We start from the raw sequence: 26,932 nt of genomic DNA, 5'->3' as shown, positions 1-26,932 counted from the left end.
CTGCAGAAGACGCCATTCAGCTTCGACGTCTCGGTCTGGGAATTCTTCTGGCCGCTGATGACCGGCGCGCGCCTGGTGGTCGCAGCACCGGGCGATCACCGCGACCCGGCGAAGCTGGTGGAGCTGATCAACCGCGAAGGCGTCACCACGCTGCACTTCGTGCCTTCGATGCTGCAGGCCTTCCTGCAGGACGCCGCAGTCACCAGTTGCTCCAGCCTGAAACGCATCATCTGCAGCGGCGAGGCGCTGCCGGTGGATGCCCAGCAACAGGTCTTCGCCAAGCTGCCGCAAGCCGGCCTGTACAACCTCTACGGCCCTACCGAGGCCGCCATCGACGTCACCCACTGGACCTGTGTGGAGGAGGGCAAGGACGCCGTCCCGATCGGCCAGCCCATCGCCAACCTGGGCTGCCATATCCTCGACGGCAATCTGGAACCCGTACCGGTAGGCGTGCTGGGCGAGCTGTATCTGGCCGGTGAAGGCCTGGCCCGCGGCTACCACCAGCGCCCGGCGCTGACCGCCGAACGCTTCGTCGCCAGCCCCTTCGCGGCTGGCGAGCGCATGTACCGCACCGGCGACCTGGCCCGCTACCGCGTCGACGGCGTGATCGAGTACGCCGGCCGCATCGACCACCAGGTGAAGCTGCGCGGCCTGCGCATCGAACTGGGCGAGATCGAGGCGCGCCTGCTGGAACACGAATCGGTGCGCGAAGCGGCGGTGCTGGCCGTGGACGGCAAGCAACTGGTCGGCTACGTCGTGCTCGATGCCGAGCAGGACGACTGGCGCGAAACCCTGGCCGCGCACCTGGCCAGCAGCCTGCCGGAATACATGGTCCCGGCGCAGTGGCTTGTTCTGGAACAGATGCCCCTGAGCCCCAACGGCAAGCTCGACCGCAAGGCCCTGCCCAAGCCCGACGCGACCGTGGCCCAGACCGACTACGTGGCACCGCGCAACGAGGTGGAGCAGCGCCTGGCGGCCATCTGGCAGGACCTGCTGGGCATTCCCCAGGTCGGCCTGGACGACAACTTCTTCGCCCTGGGCGGCGATTCCATCATCGCCATCCAGGTGGTCAGCCGGGCGCGCCAGGCGGGGCTGCAGCTGAGCCCGCGCGACCTGTTCCAGCACCAGAGCGTGCGCGGCCTGGCCCAGGTGGCCCAGCCCCTCGCCGCCGCGGTGGAGCAAGGCCCCGCCCGGGGCGAGGCGGCCCTGGCTCCGGTGCAGCATTGGTTCTTCGAGCAAGCCATCCCCGAGCGCCAGCACTGGAACCAGTCGCTGCTGCTGCAGGCCCGCCAGCCGCTGGACGGCGAGCGCCTGGAGCGCGCGCTGCTGCGCCTGCTGGCGCACCACGACGCCCTGCGCCTGCGCTTCCGCCAGGAAGACGGTGTATGGCGCCAAGCCTATGCCGAACAGGCCGAAAGCCCGCTGTGGCGCCGCCAGGCCGCTTCACCCGAGGCGCTGGCCGCGCTCTGCGAAGAAGCCCAGCGCAGCCTGGACCTGCAACAGGGCCCGCTGCTGCGCGCGCTGCTGGTGGACCTGGCCGACGGCAGCCAGCGCCTGCTGCTGGCGATCCACCACCTGGTGGTGGACGGCGTGTCCTGGCGCATCCTGCTGGAGGACCTGCAGCACCTGTACGCACAGCCGGACGCCGAGCTGCCGCCGCGCAGCAGCGCCTACCAGGCCTGGACCCGCCAGTTGCAGGAACAGGCCCGACAACGCCAAGGCGAGCTGGCCTACTGGCAGGCGCAACTGGCCGACGCCCCGCGCACCCTGCCATGCGACAACCCGCAAGGCGCGCTGGAAAAGCGCCACGAATGCAAGCTCGCCCTGACCCTCGATACCGAGCGCACCCGTCAGCTGCTGCAGGAAGCCCCGGCGGCCTACCGCACCCAGGTCAACGACCTGCTGCTGACCGCCCTGGCCCGGGTGATCTGCCGCTGGAGCGGCGAGGCCAGCGTGCTGGTGCAACTGGAAGGCCACGGCCGCGAGGACCTGGGCGGCGGGCTGGACCTGAGCCGCAGCGTCGGCTGGTTCACCAGCCTGTTCCCGCTGCGCCTGGCCCCGGCCGCCGACCTCGGCGCCTCGATCAAGGCGGTCAAGGAACAGCTGCGCGGCGTGCCGGACAAGGGCGTCGGCTACGGCCTGCTGCGCTACCTGGGCGGCGCCGAAAGCGCCCAGGCCCTGGCGGCGTTGCCGCAGCCGCGCATCACCTTCAACTACCTGGGCCAGTTCGACCGCCAGTTCGACGAAAGCGCGCTGTTGGTGCCGGCCGCGGAAAGCGCCGGCCAGGCCCAGGACCCGCGCGCGCCGCTGGCCAACTGGCTGAGCATCGAAGGCCAGGTCTACGGCGGCGAGCTGAACCTGAGCTGGGCGTTCAGCCAGGAGATGTTCGCAGAGGCCAGCGTGCAGCGCCTGGTGGACGACTACGCGCGCGAACTGCAAGCGCTCATCGACCACTGCCGCGACCCGCGCCACGCCGGGGCGACGCCCTCGGACTTCCCCCTGGCCGGGCTGGACCAGGCGCAACTGGACGCGCTGCCGCTGGCACTCGGCGAAATCGACGACCTCTATCCACTATCGCCGATGCAGCAGGGCATGCTGTTCCACAGCCTCTACGAGCAGGACAGCGAGCAGTACGTCAACCAATTGCGCCTGGACATCGAGGCGCTGGATCCGCAGCGCTTCCGCCAGGCCTGGCAGGCTACCCTGGATGCCCACGACATCCTGCGTACCGGTTTCCTCAGCGAGGGCGACCTGGCGCAGCCGCTGCAGGCGGTGCTGCGCCACGTCGAACTGCCGTTCGAGACACTGGACTGGCGCGGCCGCGCCGATTGCGCCGTGGTCCTCGACCGGCTCGCCGAGCAGGAACGCCAGCGCGGTTTCGACCTGCGCCAGCCGCCGCTGATGCGCCTGCAACTGGTGCGTTGCGACGAGCAGCGCTACCACCTCGTGCACACCTACCACCACATCCTGCTGGACGGCTGGAGCAATGCGCAGCTGCTCGGCGAAGTGCTGGAGCGCTACGCCGGGCGTGCCCCGGGCGGCAGCCCCGGGCGCTTCCGCGACTACATCGGCTGGCTGCAGGCGCAGGACAAGGCCGCCAGCGAGGCTTTCTGGAAAGGCCAGTTGGCCGAGCTGCAGGAGCCGACCCGCCTGGCCCAGGCCGCGGCGCCGCAGCCGCGCGCCGGCGAGGCCGGCATGCGCAGCCTGCAATGGACCCTGGAGCCGGCGCATACCGAGCGCCTGAAACGCTTCGCCGTGGGTCACCAGGTGACTCTCAACAGCCTGCTGCAGGCAGCCTGGGCGCTGCTGCTGCAGCGCTACAGCGGCCAGGACTGCGTGGCCTTCGGCGCCACGGTCGCCGGCCGCCCGGCGCAGCTGCCGGGCATCGAGCGGCAGATCGGGCTGTTCATCAACACCCTGCCGGTGGTCGGCAGTCCGGCGCCGCAGCTGACGGTGGCGGCCTGGCTGCGGGCGGTACAGGCGCAGAACCTGGCGCTGCGCGAGCAGGAACACACGCCGCTGGTGGACATCCAGCGCTGGGCCGGCCTGGGCGGCGAGGCGCTGTTCGACAGCCTGCTGGTGTTCGAGAACTATCCGGTGGCCGAGGTGCTGGCGCGCGGCGCCGGCGAGGGCCCGCGTTTCGGCGCCCTGGCCAGCCACGAGCAGACCAACTACCCGCTGACCGTTGCCCTGGGCCTGGGCGCCGGCCTCAGCCTGCAGTACAGCTACGACAGCGCGCTGTTCAGCGAGGAGGGCGTGACGCGCCTGCACCGCCACTGGCTGAACCTGATCGAGGCGTTCATCGCCGACCCGCAGCAGCCGCTGGGGCGCATCGGCCTGCTCGATGCCGACGAGCAGCGGCAGCTCCGTGCGCTCTGGGACCGGACCGGCGCCGGCTACCCGCGCCAGCGCCTGGTGCACCAGCTGGTGGCCGACCAGGCGCGGCGCACGCCGCAGGCCACCGCGCTGCTGTTCGGCGACAGCAGCCTCAGCTTTGCTGAGCTGGACCGTCGCGCCAACCGCCTGGCCCACTCGCTGATCGCCCGTGGCGTCGGCCCCGAGGCGCGGGTGGCCATCGCCCTGCCACGCAGCCTGGAAAGTGTGGTGGCCTTCCTCGGCGTGCTCAAGGCCGGCGGAGCCTACGTGCCGCTGGACATCGAGTATCCCCGCGAACGCCTGCTGTACATGATGCAGGACAGCCGCGCGCAGCTGCTGCTCAGCGACAGCCGCTTGCTGCCGCGCCTGCCGCTACCCGAAGGGCTGACCAGCCTGGCCCTGGACCGCGACCTCGACTGGCACGCCGGCCCCGACCACGAACCGCAGACGGACCTGGCCGGCGGCAACCTGGCCTATGTCATCTACACCTCCGGTTCCACCGGCCTGCCCAAGGGCGTGGCGGTGGAGCACGGGCCGCTGGCCGCGCACATCCTGGCCAACGGCGAGCGCTACGAAATGACCCCGGACGACTGCGAGATGCACTTCATGTCGTTCGCCTTCGACGGCGCCCACGAGGGTTGGATGCACCCGCTGGTGTACGGCGCGCGGGTGCTGGTGCGCGAGGACGAGCTGTGGCTGCCGGAACAGGCCTACGAGAAGCTGCGCCACTACGGGGTGACGGTGGCCGTGTTCCCGCCGGTGTATATGCAGCAACTGGCCGAGCACGCCGAGCGCGTCGGCAATCCGCCGCCGGTGCGCATCTACTGCTGCGGCGGAGACGCGGTGGCCCAGGCCAGCTACGACCTGGCCTGGCGTGCGCTGCAACCGAAGTACCTGTTCAACGGCTACGGTCCGACCGAGACGGTGGTCACCCCGCTGCTCTGGAAAGCGCGCCGCGGCGACCCCTGTGGCGCCGCCTACATGCCCATCGGCGAGCTGATCGGCAATCGTTGCGGCTACATCCTCGACCCGCAGCTCAACCCGCTGCCTATCGGCGTGGCGGGCGAGCTGTACCTGGGCGGCGAGGCCGTGGCCCGCGGCTACCTGGAGCGCCCGGCGCTGACCGCCGAGCGTTTCGTCCCGGACCCCTTCGGCGCCCCCGGCAGCCGCCTGTACCGCAGTGGCGACCTGACCCGTGGCCGCGCCGACGGCGTGGTCGACTACCTCGGCCGGGTCGATCACCAGGTGAAGATCCGAGGCTTCCGCATCGAGCTGGGCGAGATCGAGGCACGCCTGCGCGAGCTGCCGACGGTGCGCGAGGCGGTGGTGGTGGCCCAGAGCGGCGGCAGCGGCATGCAGCTGGTCGGCTACGTGGTGCCGCAGGATGCCGCCCTGGCGGCGCCGGGCGATGCCCAGGCGGCCTGCCGTACGGCGCTGCGAGAGGCCCTGCGGGAGCGGCTGCCGGAATACATGCTGCCGGCGCACCTGCTTTTCCTCGAGCGCATGCCGCTGACGCCCAACGGCAAGCTCGACCGCAAGGGCCTGCCAGTGCCCGTCGCGCAGGAGCAACAGGGCGCCTACGTGGCCCCGCGCAACGAACTGGAAAAACGCCTGGCGGCGATCTGGGCCGATGTCCTGGGGTTGCCGCAGGTGGGCGTGGACGACAACTTCTTCGAGATCGGCGGCGACTCGATCGTCTCCCTGCAACTGGTCAGCCGCGCGCGCCAGGCCGGCATCCACTTCACCCCCAAGGCGCTGTTCCAGGCGCAGAGCATCGCCGAGCTGGCACCGCTGGCCAGCCTCGGTGGCGCCGTCGGCATCGACCAGGGGCCGGTGCGCGGTGCCACGCCGCTGCTGCCGGTGCAGCGGGCGTTCTTCGCCGAGGCCATCCCTGAGCGCCACTGGTGGAACCAGTCGGTGCTGCTGAAGGTGCGTGAGCGCCTCGATGCCGGAGCGCTGGAACGCGCTCTGCAGGCCGTGGTGGAGCACCATGACGCGCTGCGTCTGAACTTCCGCGAGGAACAGGGCAACTGGCGCGCCGAGCACCAGGCCGAGGTGGCCCAGGGGCTGCTGCGCCAGGTCGAGATGGCCGGCGACGAGGTGTTGCGCCGGCACGCCGAGGCCGCCCAGCGCAGCCTGGACCTGGCCCAGGGGCCGTTGCTGCGTGCGCTGCTGGCCACTCAGGCGGACGGCAGCCAGCGCCTGCTGCTGGTGATCCACCACCTGGTGGTGGATGGGGTGTCCTGGCGCGTGCTCTTCGAGGACCTGCAAGGCGCCTACCGCCAGGCCAAGGCCGGGCGGGCCATCGTCCTGCCAGCCAAGACCAGCGCCTTCAAGCACTGGGCCGAACGCCTGCAGGCCCATGCCGCCAGCGGCGCATTGGAGGCCGAGCGTGGTTACTGGCTGGAACAGCTGCGTGGCCTTGACCTCGCCTTGCCCGGCGCCAACCCCGAGGGCGATCAGACCAACCGTCATGCCCGTTCGGTACACACCGAGCTGGATGCCGAGGCCACCCGCCGTCTGTTGCAGGAAGCGCCGGCGGCCTACCGCACCCAGGTCAACGACCTGCTGCTGACCGCGCTGGCGCGGGTGATCTGCCGCTGGACCGGGCAGCCCGAAACCGCCGTGCTGCTCGAAGGCCACGGCCGCGAGACACTGTTCGACGACATCGACCTGAGCCGCACGGTCGGTTGGTTCACCAGCGTCTTCCCGCTGCGCCTGAGCCCGGCGGGTGAGCCGGGCGAAGCGCTCAAGCGCGTCAAGGAACAACTGCGCGCGGTACCGAACAAGGGGCTCGGCTTCGGCCTGCTGCGCCATCGCGAGGGCGAGGTCGAGCTGACCGGGCTGGCGCAGCCGCGCATCACCTTCAACTACCTGGGCCAGTTCGACGCCAGCTTTGCCGCCGCCCAGGACGCGCTCTTCGTGCCCAGCGGCGAGGCCGCCGGCGCCGACCAGAGCCCCGACGCGCCCATGGCCAACTGGCTGGCGCTCAACGGCCGGGTCTATGGCGGGCAGTTGCGCATCGACTGGAGCTTCAGCGGCGAGCGCTTCGCCGAGGCCGACATCCAGGCCCTGGCCGACGCCTACGCCGAGGAACTGCGCGTGCTGCTGGCGCACTGCTGCGCGGCGCCGGGGCAGGGCGCCACGCCCTCTGACTTCCCCCTGGCGCACCTGCGGCAGGAGCAGCTGGATCGCCTGCCGTTGACCCTCGGCGAAATCGACGACCTCTACCCGCTGTCGCCGATGCAGCAGGGCATGCTGTTCCACAGCCTGTACCGGCAGGACGCCGGCGACTACATCAACCAGCTGCGCCTGGACGTGGAGGGCCTGGACCCGCAGCGCTTCCACCAGGCCTGGCAGGCCGTGCTGGACGCCCACGACAGCCTGCGCACCGGCTTCCTCTGGCAGGGCAGCGAGGTGCCGCTGCAATTTGTCCGCCGCCATGTCGAGATGCCCTGCAGCCTGGTCGACTGGCGCGGTCGCGCGGACCTCACCGAGGCCCTCGACGGCTTGGCCGCCGCCGAGCGCGAACAGGGCTTCGACCTCGGTCGCGCCCCACTGCTGCGCCTGGCGTTGGTGCGCAGCGGCGAACATGCCTGGCACCTGATCTACACCAATCACCACATCCTCATGGACGGCTGGAGCAACGCGCGCCTGCTCGGCGAGGTGCTGCAGCGCTACCACGGCGCCGAGCCGCGGCGCCCGGCGGGACGCTACCGTGACTACATCGCCTGGCTGCAGGCGCGTGACGCGCAGCGCGATGAAGCCTTCTGGCGCGAACAGCTACGTCCGCTGGAGGAGCCCACCCGACTGGCCCGCGCCCTGGTTGCCGGCGAGCTGGGTGGCAGCGGCCACGCCGAGTTCCGCTGCGAGCTGGATGCCGAGCGGACCCGCGACCTGGCCGAGTTCGCCCGGGCCCAGAAAGTCACTCTCAACACCCTGGTGCAGGCCGCCTGGCTGCTCCTGTTGCAGCGTTGCAGCGGCCAGGCCACGGTGGCCTTCGGCGCCACCGTGGCGGGTCGACCGGCAGACTTGCGCGGTGTCGAGGAACAGGTCGGGCTGTTCATCAACACCCTGCCGGTGATCGCCAGCCCGCGCGCCGAGCAGCCCCTCGGGCAGTGGCTGCAGCAGGTGCAGGAGCAGAACCTGGCCTTGCGCGAGCACGAGCACACGCCACTGTACGACATTCAGCGCTGGGCCGGGCAGGGCGGCGAGGCGCTGTTCGACAACATCCTGGTGTTCGAGAACTACCCGGTGGCCGCCGTGCTCCAGGAACAGGCCAGCGAAGGCCTGACCTTCGGCGCCATGGCCAGCCACGAGCAGACCAACTACCCGTTGAGCCTGGGCGTCAACGCTGGCAGCACCCTGGAGCTGCAGTACGGCTACGACCGTGCGCACTTCACCGCGGCCGCCATCGAGCGCCTGGACCGTCAACTGACGCACCTGCTGGCGCAGATGCCGGCGCTTGGCGCGCAGGCCGCGCTGGGCGAGTTCGAACTCATCGAGGGCGAACAACGCCAGCGCCTGCTGCGCGACTGGGCGTACAACCCCGGGCGCTACGCCGACGAGCGCGACGTCGAACTGCGCTTCGCCGAGCAGGCCGCGTGCCAGCCGACGGCCTGCGCGCTGCTGTTCGATGGCCGCGAACTCAGCTATGGCGAGCTGAACGCCCGCGCCAACCGCCTGGCGCACCGCCTCATCGAGGCTGGTGTCGGCCCCGACGTGCTGGTGGGCGTGGCCATGGAGCGTGGCCTGGAGCTGGTGGTGGCATTGCTGGCGGTGCTCAAGGCCGGCGGCGCCTACGTGCCGCTGGACCCGGACTATCCGGCCGAGCGCCTGGGCTACATGATCCAGGACAGCGGCCTGCGCCTGCTGCTGGGCCAGGCCGAGTTGCTGGCCGGCCTGGCGCTGCCGGCATCGCTGGCGTGCCTGGCGCTGGACGACGAGGCCACCTGGGCCGCCCACCCGGCCCATGACCCGGCGCCGCGCGCGCAGCCGGCCAACCTCGCCTACGTGATGTTCACCTCCGGCTCCAGCGGTCGGCCCAAGGGCGTGGCCATCAGCCGCCAGGCCCTGGCCCGCCACGTCGAAGTGGCGGCGGACTTCTACGGCATCGACCGTGAGGACCGCATGCTGCAGTTTTCCAGCTTCAGCTTCGACGCCTTCGTCGAGCAGCTCTACCCGCCACTGGCCCGGGGCGCCTCGGTGGTGCTGCGCGACGCACAGGTGTGGGACAGCGAGACGCTGTATCGGCAGATCCTCGACCTGGGCATCACAACCTTGTACCTCACTGCGGCGTACTGGGGCATGCTCGCCCGCGACTTCGCCGCGCGCGGCCCTCGCGACTATGGGCGCCTGCGCCAGGTCCACAGCGGCGGCGAGGCCATGCCGCCGGAAGGCCTGGCGGCCTGGCGCGCAGCCGGGCTGCAGCACGTGCGCCTGCTCAACACCTACGGCCCCACCGAGGCCACGGTCACGGTCACCAGTCTGGACTGCGCCGCCTACCTGAACGGCGCCGCCGCGCTGCCGGCCAGTCTGCCGATCGGCCGCACCCTGCCCGGGCGCGCCCTGTACGTGCTCGACGGCGCCGGCCAGCCGGTGGCCGAAGGCGTGGTGGGCGAACTGGCGGTGGGCGGCGAACTGCTCGCCCGCGGCTACCACGGCCGCCCGGGGCTGACCGCCGAGCGCTTCGTGCCCGATCCGTTCGGCGCTCCCGGCCGGCGCCTGTACCGCACCGGCGACCTGGCGCGCTGGAGCGCCGACGGCGTGCTGGAGTACCTCGGCCGCGCCGACCAACAGGTGAAGATCCGCGGCTACCGCATCGAGCCGGGTGAGATCGAGGCCTGCCTGGGCGAACACCCGGCCCTGGCCCGGGCCCTGGTACTGGCGCTACCCGCAGCCGGCGGCCTGCAGCTGGTGGCCTACGCGGTGCCGCGCGCGTGGCCCGGCGACACCGAGGACCTGCGCACCCGCCTGGCCGCGCACCTGCGCGAGCGCCTGCCGGAATACATGCTGCCGGCGCACCTGATGTTGCTGGAGCGGCTGCCGCTGGCGCCCAGCGGCAAGGTCGAGCGCAAGGCCCTGCCGTTGCCCGATGCCAGCACCCGCCAAGAAGACTACGTGGCTCCGCAGGGCGAGCTGGAGAACCAGGTCGCGGCCATCTGGTGCGAGGTCCTGGGGCTCGAGCGCGTGGGCCGCGACGACCACTTCTTCGAACTGGGCGGCCATTCGCTGCTGGCGGTCGGCGTGGTCTCGCGCCTGCAGCTGGAGCTGGGGCTGAAGCTCACCCCGCAGTTGCTGTTCCAGTTCCCCACCCTGGCCGTCTTCGTCGAGCAGCTGCAAGGCGCCGGCGAACAGGTCGACACATCGAAACTGAACAAGCTGGAAGCCCTGCTTGACGAAATGGAGGAAGCTTGATGGATATGAATGTCGCCCTGAGGATCGCCAGGCGCTTCATCACCCTGCCGCTCGACAAGCGCAAGGCCTACCTGCAGAAGATGCTGGAAGAGGGCGTCTCGCCGGCGAACCTGCCGATTCCCGAGGTGGCCTCGGCGTTCGACAGCCTGCCGCTGTCCTACGCCCAGGAACGCCAGTGGTTCCTCTGGCAGATGGAGCCGGACAGCCCGGCCTACAACATCCCCTCGGCGCTACGCCTGCGCGGCGAGCTGGACCTTGAGGCGCTGCGCGCCGCGCTGGCCGGCGTGGTGAGCCGGCACCAGGCATTGCGCACGCTGTTCGTCGAGGATGAGGAGCAGGACCACGCACGCCAGCTGATCCTCGCCGAGTCGTCGGTGGACCTGCCGGTGAGCGAGGTGGGCGTGGGCGACGTGGCCATGGCCATTGCCGCTTTCGTCGAGAACGAGACGCGTCAGCCCTTCGATTTGCGCAAGGGCCCACTGCTGCGCGCACGTCTGCTGCGCCTGGCGGCGGATGATCACGTGCTGACACTGACCCTGCACCACGCGGCGGCCGATGGCTGGTCCATGGGCGTGCTGGTGGAAGAGCTCATCGCCCTCTACGCTGCCCACCGCCAGGGCGGTACGGCGAATCTGGCGGACCTGCCGATCCAATATGCCGACTACGCCATCTGGCAGCGTCACTGGCTGGAAGCCGGCGAGCGCGAGCGCCAGCTGGCCTACTGGCAGGCCCGGCTGGGCGGCGTGCAACCGGTGCTGGAACTGCCCTGCGACCGACCGCGCCCGCCGCGCCAGAGCTACCGTGGCGCGCGTAGCGCAGTGCAGCTGCCGGCCGAACTGAGCGAGGCGCTCAAGGCTTTGGCGCGGCGCGAGGACGTCACTCTGTTCATGCTCCTGCTGGCATCGTTCCAGGCCCTGCTGCAGCGCTACAGCGGCCAGCGCGACATCCGTGTCGGGGTCCCGGTGGCCAACCGCAATCGGGTGGAGACCGAACGGCTGATCGGCTTCTTCGTCAACACCCAGGTGCTGCGCGCCGAGGTGGATCCGCAACGCAGCTTCCGCGAGCTGTTGCAGCAGGTGCGGCGCGTGGCGGTGGAGGCCCAGGCCCACCAGGACCTGCCTTTCGAGCAACTGGTGGAGGCGCTGCAGCCGGAGCGCAGCCTCGGCCACAGCCCGCTGTTCCAGGTGATGTACAACCACCAGGGCGTCGCCGGCCATGGCGCGCGCCTGGCCGATCTGCCGGGGCTGGTGGTGGAGCAGTTGTCGTGGGAGGCGCCCGGCGCGCCCTTCGACCTGAGCCTGGAAACCTACGAGACGGCGCAGGGTATCCGCGCCGAGTTCACCTACGCCCTGGACCTGTTCGACGCCGCCAGCGTCGAGCGCCTGGGACGCCACTGGAGCAACCTGTTGCAGGCGCTGGTGCGCGACCCGCAGCAGCGCCTGGGTGAATTGCCGATGCTCGATGCGGACGAGCGCCAGGCCCTGCTGCTCCAGTGCAACCCGGCGCCGGTCGGGTTCCCCGCCGAGTTGGGCGTGCACCAGCTGTTCGAGCGCCAGGCCGCGCTGACCCCCCACGAGCCGGCGCTGCTGTTCGGCGAGGCACGCCTGAGCTACGCGGAACTCAATGCCCGGGCCAACCGCCTGGCGCACCTTCTGCGCGAGCGTGGCGTGGGCGCCGAACAATTGGTGGGCATCGCCCTGGAGCGCGGCGTAGCCATGGTGGTGAGCCTGCTGGCGGTGCTCAAGGCCGGCGGCGCCTACGTGCCGCTGGACCCGCGCTACCCCGCCGATCGCCTGCGCTATATGGTGCAGGACAGCGGCCTGGCATTGCTGCTGACGCAGCAGCAGGTACTTGAACAGCTCGCCCTCGAGCAGCCTTGCGCGGCCCTGCTGCTGGACGACCTGGACGCGCTGCTGCAGGATCGCGCCGATGGCGACCTGGCGCCAGTGGCCGGGGCACAGAACCTCTCCTACGTGATCTATACCTCCGGCTCCACCGGCAAGCCCAAGGGCGTGATGGTACGGCATGCCGCGCTGGCCAACTTCGTCGCCAGCATGGCCCGCCAACCCGGCGTGGCGGCGGGCGACCGGTTGCTGTCGCTGACCACCTTCTCCTTCGACATCTTCGGCCTGGAACTCTACGTGCCGCTGGCCCGGGGCGCCTGCGTGGTGCTGGCCGCCAGCGACGCCGCGCAGGACCCCGAAGCACTGCTCGACCTGGTGCAGCGCCACGCCGTGAACGTGATGCAGGCCACCCCGGCGACCTGGCGCATGCTGCTGGACAGCGAGCGTGCGCCGCTGCTGCACGGCTGCCGCCTGCTCTGCGGCGGCGAAGCGCTGCCCGAGGAGCTGGCGCAACGCCTGTTGCAACAGGCGCCAGAGTTGTGGAACCTCTACGGCCCCACCGAGACCACCATCTGGTCGGCGCAGTACCGTGTGCCGGCCCAGGGCCGCCCGTACCTGGGGGCACCCATCGACAATACCGGCCTGTACATCCTCGATGAGTTTCTGGAGCCTTGCGCGCCAGGCGTCGCCGGCGAACTGCTGATCGGCGGTGAGGGGTTGGCGCGCGGCTATTTCCAGCGCCCGGCGCTCACCGCCGAACGCTTCGTGGCCAGCCCCTTCGGGCTGGGCGAGCGCCTGTACCGCACCGGTGACCTGGCGCGCTACCGCGCTGATGGAGTGATCGAGTACCTGGGGCGCATCGACCACCAGGTGAAGATCCGCGGCTTCCGCATCGAGCTGGGCGAGATCGAGGCGCACCTGTTGCAACAGGACGCCGTGCACGCCGCTGTGGTGGTGGCCCAGCCCGGCCCCGGCGGCGCTCAACTGGTGGCCTATCTGGTGCCGGCGGCCGGACACAAGGCCGATGCCCTGCCGGCGCTGCGCGAGCAGCTCAGGCAAGCCCTGCTGGCCGGCCTGCCGGACTACATGGTGCCGGCGCAGTGGGTGTTCCTGGCTGAACTGCCGCTGACCCCCAACGGCAAGGTCGACCGCAAGGCCCTGCCGCAACCCGAGGCGGTCCTGGCGCAGGCTGCCTTCAGCGCCCCACTGGGCGAGCTGGAGGAGACCCTGGCGGCGATCTGGAGCGAACTGCTGGGCGTGCAGCGCATCGGCCGTGAAGACCACTTCTTCGACCTCGGCGGGCACTCCCTGCTGGTGGCCCAGGTGGTCTCACGGGTGCGCCGCCGCCTGGGCGTCCAGGCGCCGCTGCGGCTGCTGTTCGAACAGCCGACCCTGGCCGGCTTCGCTGCCGCCCTGGGCGGGCTGGCGCCGCAGGCCGAAGCGCGCATCCCGCGGCGCAGCGGCGAGGCTGCAGCGCTGTCGTTCGCCCAGGAGCGCCAGTGGTTCCTCTGGCAGCTGGAGCCGGACAACCCGGCCTACAACATCCCCCTGGCGCTGCGCCTGCGCGGCGAGCTGGACGTGGCGGCGCTGCAGGCGGCGCTGGACGACCTGCTGCTGCGCCACGAAAGCCTGCGCAGCACCTTCGATGAGGTCGGCGGCGAGCCGCGCCAACTGATCCACCCGCGGCTGGCGCTGGCCATCGAGCAGCGCAAGCTGGCGCCGGGCACGGACGAGGCGGCGCTGCGCGCCCTGGTCGAAGCGGAGGCGCACCGGCCCTTCGACCTGCGCAACGGCCCCTTGCTGCGTGTCCTGCTGCTGGAAAGCCAAGCCGAGGACCGGGTGCTGGTCCTCACCCTGCAACACATCGTCGCCGACGGCTGGTCGCTGCAGGTGCTGGTCGAGGAGTTGCTGCAGGCCTATGCCGCGCGCAGCGCCGGGCAGGCGCCGAGGTTCGCCGAGCTGCCGATCCAGTATGCCGACTACGCCGCCTGGCAGCGCCAGTGGCTGGCCGCCGGCGAGGGCGAGCGCCAGTTGACCTACTGGTGCGAGCGCCTGGGCGGCGAGCAGCCGCTGCTGGAGTTGCCCGGCGACCGCCCGCGGCCGAGCCAGCGCAGCCAGCGTGGCAGACGCTTGCGCATCGCCCTGCCGGCCGGGCTGGAACAGGCCCTTGGGCAATTGGCGCAGGCCGAGGGCAGCACCTTGTTCATGCTCCTGCTGGCCTCGTTCCAGGCCCTGCTGCACCGCTACAGCGGCCAGGCGGACATCCGCGTCGGCGTGCCCATCGCCAACCGCAACCGCCTGGAGACCGAAGGGCTGATCGGCTTCTTCGTCAACACCCAGGTACTGCGCGCCGAAGTCGACCCGCAAACAAGCTTCCGCAGCCTTCTGGGGCAGGTGCGGCAGGCTGTGGTCGAGGCCCAGGGCCATCAGGACCTGCCCTTCGAGCAACTGGTGGACGCCTTGCAGCCGGAGCGCAGCCTTGGCCACGCGCCGCTGTTCCAGGTGCTGTACAACCACCAGCGCGAGCACCACAGCGGCGCGCGCAGCGTGGGGCCGGCCGGGCTGCGCATCGAGGACATGGTCTGGGAGGTGCGGACCGCCAAGTTCGACCTGACCTTGGACACCTGCGAGACCGCCCAGGGTCTGAGCGCCGAGCTGACCTACGCCTGCGACCTGTTCGATGCCGCCAGCGCCGAGCGCATCGGCGCGCACTGGGTCAACCTGCTGCAGGCCATGGTGGCACACCCGGAGGCGCGCATCGGCGAGCTGGAACTGCTCGACGCGGCCGAACGTGGCGCCGTGCTGCGGGCCTGGAACCCGGACCTGCGCGGTTTCCCGGTGGAGGAATGCCTGCACCAGCGCATCGCCCGCCAGGCCGCGTTGCGCCCGCAGGCGGTGGCGGTGACCTTGCAGGACCAGGCCCTGAGCTATGGCGAGCTTAACGCCCGGGCCAACCGCCTGGCGCATCGGCTGATCGAGGCCGGCGTGGGCCCGGACGTGCTGGTGGGGCTGGCCGTGGAGCGCAGCCTGGAGATGGTCGTCGGCCTGCTGGCGATCCTCAAGGCCGGCGGCGCCTACGTGCCGCTGGACCCGCGCTACCCGCAGGACCGCCTGGCCTACATGATCGAGGACAGCGCCATCGGCCTGCTGCTGACCCAGGCCGAGGTGCAGGGGCAACTGCCCGCGGCGCCCGGTGTGCAGACCCTGCTGCTGGAGGGCGGCGCCGACTGGCTGGCGGGCTACCCGGAAAGCGACCCGGCCAATCGCGCCACGGTCGATAACCTGGCCTACGTGATCTACACCTCCGGCTCCACCGGCAAGCCGAAGGGCACCTTGCTGCCGCACCGCAATGTGCTGCGTCTGTTCGAAGCCACCAACCACTGGTTCGGCTTCGGCGAGGACGATGCCTGGACGCTGTTCCACTCCTATGCCTTCGACTTCTCGGTGTGGGAAATCTTTGGCGCGCTGCTGTACGGCGGCAAGCTGGTCATCGTGCCGCACGAAATCAGTCGCTCGCCGGAGGACTTCCTGGCGCTGCTGTGCCGCGAGCGCGTCACCGTGCTGAACCAGACGCCTTCGGCGTTCAAGCAGTTGCAACAGGTGGCGTGCGACCCAGCGCGGGAGGTCGATCTGGCGCTGCGCCATGTGGTGTTCGGCGGCGAGGCGCTGGAAGTCACTGCGCTGCGTCCCTGGTTCGAACGCTTCGGCGACCAGGCGCCGCGTCTGATCAACATGTACGGCATCACCGAGACCACGGTGCACGTCACCTACCGGCCGATCACCCTGGCCGATCTGGAGGGCGGTGCCGCCAGCCCCATCGGCGAGCCCATCCCGGACCTGTCGTGGTACCTGCTGGATGCCCAGCTGGAGCCGGTGGCGCCGGGCTGCATCGGCGAACTCTACGTCGGTGGCGCCGGCCTGGCGCGGGGCTACCTGAATCGTGCGGACCTGAGCAGCACGCGCTTCGTGGCCGACCCGTTCTCCGGCGAGGGCGGGCGCCTGTACCGCACCGGCGACCTGGCGCGCTTCCGTCGCGATGGGGTGATCGAGTACATCGGCCGCATCGATCACCAGGTGAAGATTCGTGGTTTCCGCATCGAGCTGGGCGAGATCGAGGCGCGCCTGCTGGAGCAACCGCAGGTGCGCGAGGTGGCAGTACTGCCCCACGAAGGGCCGGGCGGTACGCAACTGGTGGCCTACATAGTCCCCAGTCGAGAATGCGAAGGCTTGCGCGACGAACTGCGCGCGGCGCTCAAGGCGGTCCTGCCGGAACACATGGTGCCGACGCACCTGCTGTTCCTCGGTAGCCTGCCGCTGACCGCCAACGGCAAGCTGGACCGCCGCGCGTTGCCGGCGCCGGACGCCAGCCAGGCGCAGCAGGCCTACGTGGCCCCGCGCAGCGAACTGGAAAAACGCCTGGCGGCGATCTGGGCGCAAGTGCTGAAGCTGGAGCGCGTGGGCCTGGAAGACAACTTCTTCGAACTGGGCGGCGACTCCATCATCTCCATCCAGGTGGTCAGTCGCGCACGCCAGGCCGGCATCCACCTCAGTCCCAAGGACCTGTTCCTGCACCAGACCGTCGGTGGCCTTGCCAGCGTGGCGGTGCAAGGCGCGGCGCAGGCCATCGAGCAGGGGCCGGTGCGCGGCGCCACGCCGCTGCTGCCGATCCAGCAGCAGTTCTTCGCCGAAGCCATCCCGCAGCGCCAGCACTGGAACCAGTCGGTGCTGCTGCGCGCGCTGCAACCCCTGCGGGCCGACGCGCTGGCCCAGGCGCTGCGCGCAGTGCTGCAACACCATGACGCGCTGCGCCTGAGCTTCCACGAAGAGCAGGGCAACTGGCGCGCCGAGCACCAGGGGCTGGAGGCGGCCGACGGCGAACTGCTGTGGCAGGCTCGTGCGGCGGACGCCGACGCGCTGCTGGCCCTGGCTGAGGCCGCGCAACGCAGCCTGGACCTGGCCCAGGGGCCGTTGCTGCGTGCGCTGCTGGTCGAGCTGGACGATGGCAGCCAGCGCCTGCTGCTGGCGATCCATCACCTGGTGGTGGATGGGGTGTCCTGGCGCGTGCTCTTCGAGGACCTGCAAGGCGCCTACCGCCAGGCCGAGGCCGGGCAGGCCATCGTCCTGCCAGCCAAGACCAGCGCCTTCAAGCACTGGGCCGAACGCCTGCAGGCCCATGCCGCCAGCGGCGCGTTGGAGGCCGAGCGCGGCTACTGGCTGGAACAGCTGCGTGGCCTTGACCTCGCCCTGCCCGGCGCCAACCCCGAGGGCGTGCAGAGCCTGCAACACGCGCGCTCGGTACGCACCCGACTGGACGCAGAGGCTACCCGCCGCCTGTTGCAGGAAGCGCCGGCGGCCTACCGCACCCAGGTCAACGACCTGCTGCTGACCGCGCTGGCGCGGGTGATCTGCCGCTGGACCGGGCAGCCCGAAACCGCCGTGCTGCTCGAAGGCCACGGCCGCGAGGCACTGTTCGACGACATCGACCTGAGCCGCACGGTCGGCTGGTTCACCAGCGTCTTCCCGCTGCGCCTGAGCCCGGCGGGTGAGCCGGGCGAAGCGCTCAAGCGCGTCAAGGAACAACTGCGCGCGGTGCCGAACAAGGGCCTTGGGTTCGGTGTGCTGCGCTATCTGAGCAAGGAAGCGGACCGCGCGGCGCTGGCCGCGCTGCCGCAGCCGAACATCACCTTCAACTATCTGGGCCAGTTCGACGGCAGCTTCGCCACCGAACAGGACGCGTTCTTCGTGCCCAGTGGTGAATCGCCCGGCACCGAGCGCGACCCACGGGCGCCGATGGGCGCCGGGCTGACCCTCAACGGCCAGGTCTATGCCGGCGCCCTGGTCATCGACTGGAGCTTCAGCGGCGAGTGCTTCGCCGAGGCCGACATCCAGGCCCTGGCCAACGCCTACGCCGACGAACTGCAGGCGCTGGTGGCGCACTGCTGCTCGGCTCAGGGGCAAGGAGTGACGCCCTCGGACTTCCCCCTGGCCGGGCTCGCCCAGGCCGAACTGGACAGCCTGCCGCTGGCGCCGGGGCAGATCGAAGACCTCTACCCGTTGTCGCCGATGCAGCAGGGCATGCTGTTCCACAGCCTGTACCAGCAGGACAGCGGCGACTACCTCAACCAGCTGCGCCTGGACGTGGAGGGCCTGGACCCCGAGCGCTTCCGCCAGGCCTGGCAGGCGGCGCTGGACAGCCACGCCATCCTGCGCACCGGCTTCCTGTGGCACCAGGCGCAGCCACTGCAGGTGGTGCGCAAGCGCGTCGAATTGCCGTTCAGCCTGCTCGACTGGCGCGGCCGCGCTGACCTGGGCAAGGCCCTCGACGCCCTGGCCGGGGGCGAGGCACGGCTGGGCTTCGACCTGGCCGAGGCACCGCTGTTGCGCCTGCTGGCGGTGCGCACGGGTGAACGTCGCTACCACCTGATCTACACCAACCACCACATCCTCATGGACGGCTGGAGTAACTCGCAACTGCTCGGCGAGGTACTGCAACGCTACCGTGGCCTGGAGGTCGCGCGCGGCAGTGGGCGCTACCGCGACTACATCGCCTGGCTGCAGGAGCAGGACGCAGCGCGCAGCGAAGCCTTCTGGAAGCCGCAACTGGCGGCCCTGGAGGAGCCGACCCGGCTGGCCGCGGTGCTGGCCCCGGAAGTGGCGGCGCAGCCGGGCTACGCCGACCACGCGCTGGAACTGGACGAGCGCTGGACGCAACGCCTGAACACCTTCGCCCGAGAGCAGAAGGTCACCCTCAACACCCTGGTGCAGGCCGCCTGGCTGCTGCTGCTACAGCGCTATACCGGGCAGGCCACGGTGGCCTTCGGCGCCACCGTGTCCGGGCGCCCGGCCCAGCTGCGCGGCATCGAGCAGCAGATCGGCCTGTTCATCAACACCCTGCCGGTGATCGCCAGCCCGCGCGCCGAGCAGAGCCTGGCGCAATGGCTGCAGCAGGTGCAGGCGCTCAACCTGGAGCTGCGCGAGCAACAGCACACGCCGCTGTACGACATCCAGCGCTGGGCCGGGCAGGGTGGCGAGGCGCTGTTCGACAACATCCTGGTGTTCGAGAACTATCCGGTAGCCGAGGCGCTGAACGAAGAGGCGCCGGCCGACCTGCGCGTCGAGGCATTGAGCAACCACGAGCAGACACACTACCCGCTGACCGTGCTGGTCAACCAGGGCGAGCGCCTGGAGCTGCGCTGCAGCTATGCGCGTGCGGCGTTCGACGAGCGCGCCGTCGCCACCATCGCCGGGCATTGGCTGCAGCTGTTACAGGCCATGGTGGAGGCGCCGCAGCGTTGTCTGGGCGAGCTACCGATGCTGGCCGAGGCCGAGCGTGACGCCGTACTGCGGGCCTGGAACCCGGACCTGCGCGGTTTCCCGGTGGAGGAATGCCTGCATCAGGGCATCGCCCGCCAGGCCGCGTTGCGCCCGCAGGCGGTGGCGGTGACCTTGCAGGGCCGGGCCCTGAGCTATGGCGAGCTTAACGCCCGGGCCAACCGCCTGGCGCATCGGCTGATCGAGGCCGGTGTGGGCCCGGACGTGCTGGTGGGGCTGGCCGTGGAACGCAGCCTGGAGATGGTCGTCGGCCTGCTGGCGATCCTCAAGGCCGGCGGCGCCTACGTGCCGCTGGACCCGCGCTACCCGCAGGACCGCCTGGCCTACATGATCGAGGACAGCGCCATCGGCCTGCTGCTGACCCAGGTCGAGGTGCAGGGGCAACTGCCCGCGGCGCCCGGTGTGCAGACCCTGCTGCTGGAGGGCGGCGCCGACTGGCTGGCGGGCTACCCGGAAAGCGACCCGGCCAATCGCGCCACGGTCGATAACCTGGCCTACGTGATCTACACCTCCGGCTCCACCGGCAAGCCGAAGGGCACCTTGCTGCCGCACCGCAATGTGCTGCGTCTGTTCGAAGCCACCAACCACTGGTTCGGCTTCGGCGAGGACGATGCCTGGACGCTGTTCCACTCCTATGCCTTCGACTTCTCGGTGTGGGAAATCTTTGGCGCGCTGCTGTACGGCGGCAAGCTGGTCATCGTGCCGCACGAAATCAGTCGCTCGCCGGAGGACTTCCTGGCGCTGCTGTGCCGCGAGCGCGTCACCGTGCTGAACCAGACGCCTTCGGCGTTCAAGCAGCTGCAACAGGTGGCGTGCGACCCGGCGCGGGAGATCGATCTGGCGCTGCGCCATGTGGTGTTCGGCGGCGAGGCGCTGGAAGTCACTGCGCTGCGTCCCTGGTTCGAACGCTTCGGCGACCAGGCGTCGCGCCTGATCAACATGTACGGCATCACCGAGACCACGGTGCACGTCACCTACCGGCCGATCACCCTGGCCGATCTGGAGGGCGGTGCCGCCAGCCCCATCGGCGAGCCCATCCCGGACCTGTCGTGGTACCTGCTGGATGCCCAGCTGGAGCCGGTGGCGCCGGGCTGCATCGGCGAACTCTACGTCGGTGGCGCCGGCCTGGCGCGGGGCTACCTGAACCGTGCGGACCTGAGCAGTACGCGCTTCGTGGCCGACCCGTTCTCCGGCGAGGGTGGGCGCCTGTACCGCACCGGCGACCTGGCGCGTTTCCGTCGCGATGGGGTGATCGAGTACATCGGCCGCATCGATCACCAGGTGAAGATTCGTGGTTTCCGCATCGAGCTGGGCGAGATCGAGGCGCGCCTGCTGGAGCAACCGCAGGTGCGCGAGGTGGCAGTACTGCCCCACGAAGGGCCGGGCGGTACGCAACTGGTGGCCTACATAGTGCCGAAGGAGGAGGGGGACGACCTGCGCGAGCAACTGCGCGGCGCCCTCAAGGCCAAGCTGCCGGAACACATGGTGCCGACGCACCTGCTGTTCCTCGGTAGCCTGCCGCTGACCGCCAACGGCAAGCTGGACCGCCGCGCGCTGCCGGCGCCGGACGCCAGCCAGGCACAGCAGGCCTACGTGGCCCCGCGCAGCGAGTTGGAACTGGCCCTGGCGGCCATCTGGCAGGAGGTGCTGCAACTGCAGCAGGTGGGCCTGGAGGACAACTTCTTCGAACTGGGCGGCCACTCGCTGCTGGCCACGCAGGTACTGTCGCGCCTGCGCCAGCTGCTGGACGCCCCGCTGGGCCTGCGCGACCTGTTCGAGCATCCGTGCCTGGGCGACCTGGCTGCGCACATTGCTGGCCTGGCTGGCCAGGGGGCCGCCACGGCGGTGCCGCAGCTGCGCAGCCACGGCGCCAAGACTCGCGCGCCGCTGTCGCTGGTACAGCGCCGCCTGTGGATCACCGAGCAGCTCTCCGGTGGCAGCTCCGCCTACGGCATGCCCATGGCCCTGCGCCTGCGCGGACCGCTGGCGGTGGAGCACCTGCGGCGCAGCTTCGAACTGGTCGCCCAACGCCATGAGGTGTTGCGCACCGCCTACAGCCAGGACGAGGAGGGCAACCCGCTGGCGCTGATCGCCGCGCGGGCGAGCCTGGACATTCCCTTGGAGGACCTGTCGGCGCTGGCCCCGGCCGAACGCGATGTGCGGGTGAACGAGGCCTTCCGCGCACTTTCGACCACGCCCATCGACCTCGAGCAGGCGCCGCTGGTGCGCGCCCGGTTGCTGCGCCTGGGGGCCGACGAGCACGTGCTGCTGCACTCGATGCACCACATCATCTCCGACGGCTGGTCCCTCGGCGTGCTGATCAACGACCTGGTGCAGAGTTACTCGCGCCTTCAACGCGGCGAGAGCGGCGAACTGCCGGCGCTGCCACTGCAGTACTCCGATTTCTCCCTGTGGCAGGAGCAACTGCAGGCCGCCGGCATTCTCGAACAGCAGGCCGGCTACTGGCGCGAGCGTCTGGCCGGCTACAGCGGGCAGTTGCCGCTGCCGCTGGACAGACCGCGGGCGCCCAGCGCCTCGCAGGCCGGCGGCCAGCTCGGCTTCGAGCTGCCGGCCGCGCTGGTCGCGCGCCTGCGCGAGGTCGCCCAGCGCCATGGAGTGACCCTCTACAGCCTGTTGTTGGGCTCGTTCCAGCTGTTCCTGCACCGTCTCTGCGGCAGTGACGACGTGGTGGTCGGCGTGGATGTGGCCGGGCGCGGGCATACCGACCTGGAGGCGCTGATCGGCTTCTTCGTCAACGTACTGCCGCTGCGTTCGCGGCTGCGCGACGAACTGCCGCTGGGCGGCTATCTGCGGCAGATCCAGCAGGACCTGCTGGCGGCGCTGGAGCACCAGGGCCTGCCCTTCGACATGATCGTCGAGAGTGTCGCGGTGCCGCGTTTCAAAGGCATGAACCCGCTGCTGCAGGTGCTTTTCGTGATGAACAACCTGCCGGCGCGACGGGCCGCCATCGACGGCTTGGAAGTGGAAGCGCTGGCGGCGGTGGAGGTCCACTCCAAATTTGACATGGCCTTGTTCGTTGAAGAGGAACAGGGGCGTTTGCAGGGTAACTGGCAATTCGCCTCCGAACTGTTCCAGCGCGACAGCATCCAGCGTTTCCTCGGCGCCTGGACCGCGCTGCTGGAACAGTTCGCCACCGATCAGGACAGGAAGCTGGGAGCTATCAGCATGCCAATCGACGTTCCATCCACGGGCGTTTCCACGCCCACCGCAAAGGGGCCCAAAGCCGACAAGCTGGGCAAGTTCCTCAAGCGCGCCGGCACCGCGTCGGCCGGTGGCGTCGTGCAGCCGGCCGGCATGCGCGAGACGCCGCTGGTGCCCGGTCAGCGCTTCCCGCTGCTGATGGAGCCGAGCGACAGCCAGCTCGACCTCATCGAGTGGACGCGGCACAACCGCCCGCTGCTGGAGCAGAAGCTGGCCGAGCACGCTGGCATCCTCTTCCGCGGCTTCCGTCTGGACGGCATCCAGGGTTTCGAGGCCTTCGCCGAGGCAGTGCAGCCGGGGCTCTACGGGCAGTATGGCGACCTGCCGAAGAAAGAGGGCGGGCGCAACACCTATCGCTCCACGCCCTACCCGGAGCGCAAGATGATCCTCTTCCACAACGAAAGCTCGCACCAGGACCGCTGGCCGCGCAAGCAACTGTTCTACTGCGAGCAGCCCTCGCTGAAGGGCGGCGCCACCCCGGTGGTGGACTGCCGGCTGATGTACCAGCGCCTGCCACAGGAACTGCGCCAGCGCTTCGAGGCCAAGGGGCTGCTCTACGTGCGCACCTTCGCCGACAAGCTCGACGTGCCCTGGCAGCACTTCTTCAAGACCGAGGACCGCGCCGAGGTAGAGCGCCGCTGCCGCGAGTCGGGCATCCAGTGGCAATGGCTGGGGGCCGACGAGCTGCAGATCCGCACTCCCGGCCCGGCGATCATCCGCCACCCGGTCACCGGAGAGGCGAGCTTCTTCAACCAGGTGCAGCTGCACCACATCCACTGCCTGGACCCGGACGTGCGCGAGGACCTGCTGGCCATGTATGGGCTGGAGCGCATGCCGCGCAACGTCTATTACGGTGACGGCACACCGATCGAGGACGCGGTGATGGAACTGCTCGGCGAGCTCTACGAGGCCTGCGCGGTGCGCTTCGACTGGCAGAAGGGCGACGTGATTCTGCTCGACAACATGCTGGCCGCCCACGCCCGCGATCCCTACGAGGGGCCGCGCAAGATAGTCGTCGCCATGGGCGACATGTACGAGCAGAAGGACCTGCGCGAGCGCACCGTCGCCGCGTCGGCCGCCGACACCCTGGAGGCCCAAGCATGAGCGCCGCTGAACTGATCGACGACATCGGCCTGGCGCTGACCCCGGAGCAGCAGGCCCTGGCCGCCGCCCTGCCGGAGCAGCCCAGCTGGGAGCAGGCCAGCCTGCGTCTGGCGCTGGAGATCCGCGGTACGCTGGACCCGCAGCGCCTGCGCGGCGCCCTGGCGCGCCTGGCCGAGCGCCAGCAGGCGCTGGCCGCCGTCCTGTGCCGGGTGCCGGGCTACCACGGCTGGCGCCAGCGCTTCCCGGCAAGCGTCGCGCCGCTCCTGACCGAGGTGGACGCGGCGCAGGGCGAGAGCGCACGCGCCGTCTGGTTGGCGCGCCGCTTCAGCCTGGACGCGTTGCCGGCGGCCGATGCGTTGCTACTGCAGCGTGGCGCCGAGGACTGGCGCCTGGAGCTGGGCGTGTCGCGCCTGCTGCTGGACGCGGCCAGCCTTGCCGCGCTGCCGGCGCAGCTGGCTGCGCTCTACGCCGGCGAGGATGCCGAGGCGGATGAGGAAGAGGTCGGACCGTTCAGCCAGTACCTGGCCTGGCGCGCCGAGGTGGTCCTCGACGAGGATGCCGCCGAGGCCCGCGCCTACTGGACCACGCACCTGCAGGGCGGTGCCGAGGCGCTGGCCGGCAGCCGCCTGCCGTACCGGTGTGGCCAGGCCGGTGCGCCCGCGGCGCTGCGCAAGGCCCTGTCCGAGGCGCTGCGCCAGGCGTTGGGCGCCAGTGACCAGGAGCCGGAGATGCTGCTGCAGGCCGTCTGGTGGGCGCTGCTGGCACGCATAGCCGGTACCCCGCGACTGCTGGTCGGGGTGCGGCATGACGCGCGCCACGACTACGACTACTTCGCCGGCGCCGCCGGGGTGTTCGAGCGCACCCTGCCGCTGCAACTGACCGCGCAGCCGCAGGCCGGCGCCGCCAGCCTGGCAGCGCAGCTGGCCGAGCAACTGGAGGCGCACCGCGCCTGGCAGGAATACTGGGCGCCGGATGCGCTGGCTGGCCCGGCCCTGGGCTTCGCCAGCCGCCGTCGCGCCGCGCCGGCCAGTGGCGGCGGCCTGGATTGGCAGGCGCACGAGGAAGACGCCGCGGGAGATGGCTTCGAACTGCTGCTGCAGTTGCAGCTGGACGCCAACGGCGTGCCCGAGGTCCTGATCCTGCGCAGCGACACCGGGCACTATACGGCCGACGCTCTGCTGGCCTTGCAGGAACAGTACCTGGTGCTGCTGCAGGGCGCGTTGGCTGAGCCCACCGCGCCCCTGGCCAGCCTGCCGCTGCTGGAAGAGGCGCAGGCCCGCCGCCTGCACGCCATCAACCCGCCGGCCACCCCTGCTGGCGCCGAGCTGCTGCCGCAGCGGTTCGCCCACTGGCTGCAGCAGACGCCCGAGGCCCTTGCCGTCAGCGATGCCAGCCAGTCACTGAGTTATGCGCAACTGGCCGCGCTGGTCGAACGCCTGGCCGCCGGTCTGCAGCGTCTGGGCGTGGCCCCCGGCGCCACGCTGGCGTTGGCCCTGCCGCGTTCGGTGGCGCTGCTTGGCGGCATCCTCGCGGCCTGGCGCCTGGGTGCCGCCTACCTGCCGCTCGACCCGCAGTGGCCGCCGGCCCGCCAACTGCAATTGATCCGCCAGACCGGCGCCAGCGTAGTGCTGGGCGCGGAGCCGCTGGTGGCGGATGGTCTGCGCGTCTGCACGGTGGAGGAACTGCTGGCGGCGCCGGCCGCGGCAGCGCCGCCGGCCCACGAGGTGGCGGCGAACGACGTCGCCTATGTGCTGTTCACCTCCGGTTCCACCGGCACGCCCAAGGGGGTAGTGATAGAGCACGGGCAACTGCTCAACTACGTGGCCGGCGCCTCCGAGGTACTGGGCTTGGAGCGCTGCGCCAGCTTCGCGCTGAGCTCCTCGGTGGCGGCCGATCTGGGCAACACCACGCTGTATGGTGCGCTCTACAACGGTGCCGCTCTGCACGTGGCGGACGAGGCGACCATGGGCGACGCGCGGCGCTTCGCCGCCTTCCTCGCCGAGCGTCGCATCGACTGCCTGAAGATCGTGCCCTCGCACCTGGCCGCGCTGCTCGACGACCAGCCGCTGGCGATGCCGACGACCCTGGTGCTGGGCGGCGAGCCCTGCGCCCCGGCGCTGCTGCGGCGGTTGCGCGCCGAGGCGCCGGCTAGCCGCCTGTTCAACCACTACGGCCCGAGCGAGGCCTGCGTAGGGGTGATGGTGCACCCGCTGCACGGCGACGAGGAGGTCGCGCCGCTGAGCCGGGTGCTGCCCAACAACCGTGTCTACGTGCTCGACGAACAGCTGCGCCTGGCACCGGTCGGCGTGCTGGGCGAGGTCTACCTGGGTGGCGCGCAGCTGTGTCGTGGCTACCTGGGCGGGGAGGGCGCGGCGGCGTTCGTCGAGGACCCCTTCCACCCCGGCCAGCGCCTGTACCGCACCGGCGACCTGGCGCGCTACCGTCCGGACCTCGCTGTGCAGCTACAGGGCCGGCGCGACCAGCAGGTGAAGATTCGCGGCTTCCGCGTCGACCTGACGGAGATCGAAAGCGAGCTGCTGCGCCTGCCAGCGGTCGCCGAGGCAGTGGTGCTGCCCGGTGCCGATGGCGAGGAGGGGACCTCGGCGTTCGTGGTGCTGCGGGACGCCGCCGACGACGCCACGGTGCTACGGCAACAGCTGGCCGAGCGACTGCCGGCGGCTATGGTGCCCCGCCAGGTGCGCTCCCTGACGCAGCTGCCGCGTCTGCCCAACGGCAAGCTCGACCGCCAGGCCCTGCAGCGCCTGTGCGCCAGCGAAACGGAAGAGTACGTGGCGCCCGCCGATCCCCTCGAGCAATGGCTGGCCGCACGGATGGCCGCCTTGCTGGGTCGGGAGCGGCTGGGCGTGCAACAGGACTTCTTCGCGATGGGCGGCCACTCGCTGCTGGTGATCAAGCTGGTGGCGGGGATACGCAATGCTCTGAAGTGCGAGATCCAGCCGGCGGACCTGTTCGAGCACCCCAGCGTCGCCGGTCTCGCCCAGCGGCTGCGCGACCGCGAGGCAACGCCGGGCCAGTTGGTCAGGCTGGCCCGCGCCAGGTTGCAGCTGGACGCCATGAGCCCCGAGGAGAAGGCCCGCCTGCAGGAGCGCGCGCGCGCCGGGCAGGCGCCCGCCTGA

General features: G+C 70.7%; 3 protein-coding genes (1 of these 3 cut by a window edge). All 3 read left to right on the top strand.

Translation table 11 applies throughout. The features are described from left to right. Tightly spaced (each overlapping or abutting the next), the 3 genes in view from M8R19_RS00370 to M8R19_RS00360 form a layout consistent with a single transcriptional unit that may run on beyond the window. Positions 1-10,293 carry the 3' portion of a non-ribosomal peptide synthase/polyketide synthase gene (locus M8R19_RS00370; protein WP_249916677.1) on the top strand. Its footprint begins 2,091 nt before the window's first position, so the window shows 10,293 of its 12,384 coding nt (coding positions 2,092-12,384); its start codon lies beyond the left edge, outside the window; its stop codon occupies positions 10,291-10,293. After that, positions 10,293-23,795 (top strand): non-ribosomal peptide synthase/polyketide synthase, encoded by a 13,503-nt coding sequence (locus tag M8R19_RS00365; protein ID WP_249916676.1) that lies wholly within the window; start codon positions 10,293-10,295, stop codon positions 23,793-23,795. Before M8R19_RS00370 ends, M8R19_RS00365 begins: the two co-directional genes overlap by 1 nt. Next, a complete protein-coding gene (locus M8R19_RS00360) occupies positions 23,792-26,932 on the top strand; it encodes a non-ribosomal peptide synthetase family protein (RefSeq protein ID WP_249916675.1) in 3,141 nt (1,046 codons plus the stop codon). Before M8R19_RS00365 ends, M8R19_RS00360 begins: the two co-directional genes overlap by 4 nt.

The organism is Pseudomonas sp. R3.Fl (genome assembly GCF_023516765.1).
GTDB lineage: Bacteria > Pseudomonadota > Gammaproteobacteria > Pseudomonadales > Pseudomonadaceae > Pseudomonas > Pseudomonas citronellolis.
This window is presented reverse-complemented; position numbering and strand designations above follow the sequence as displayed.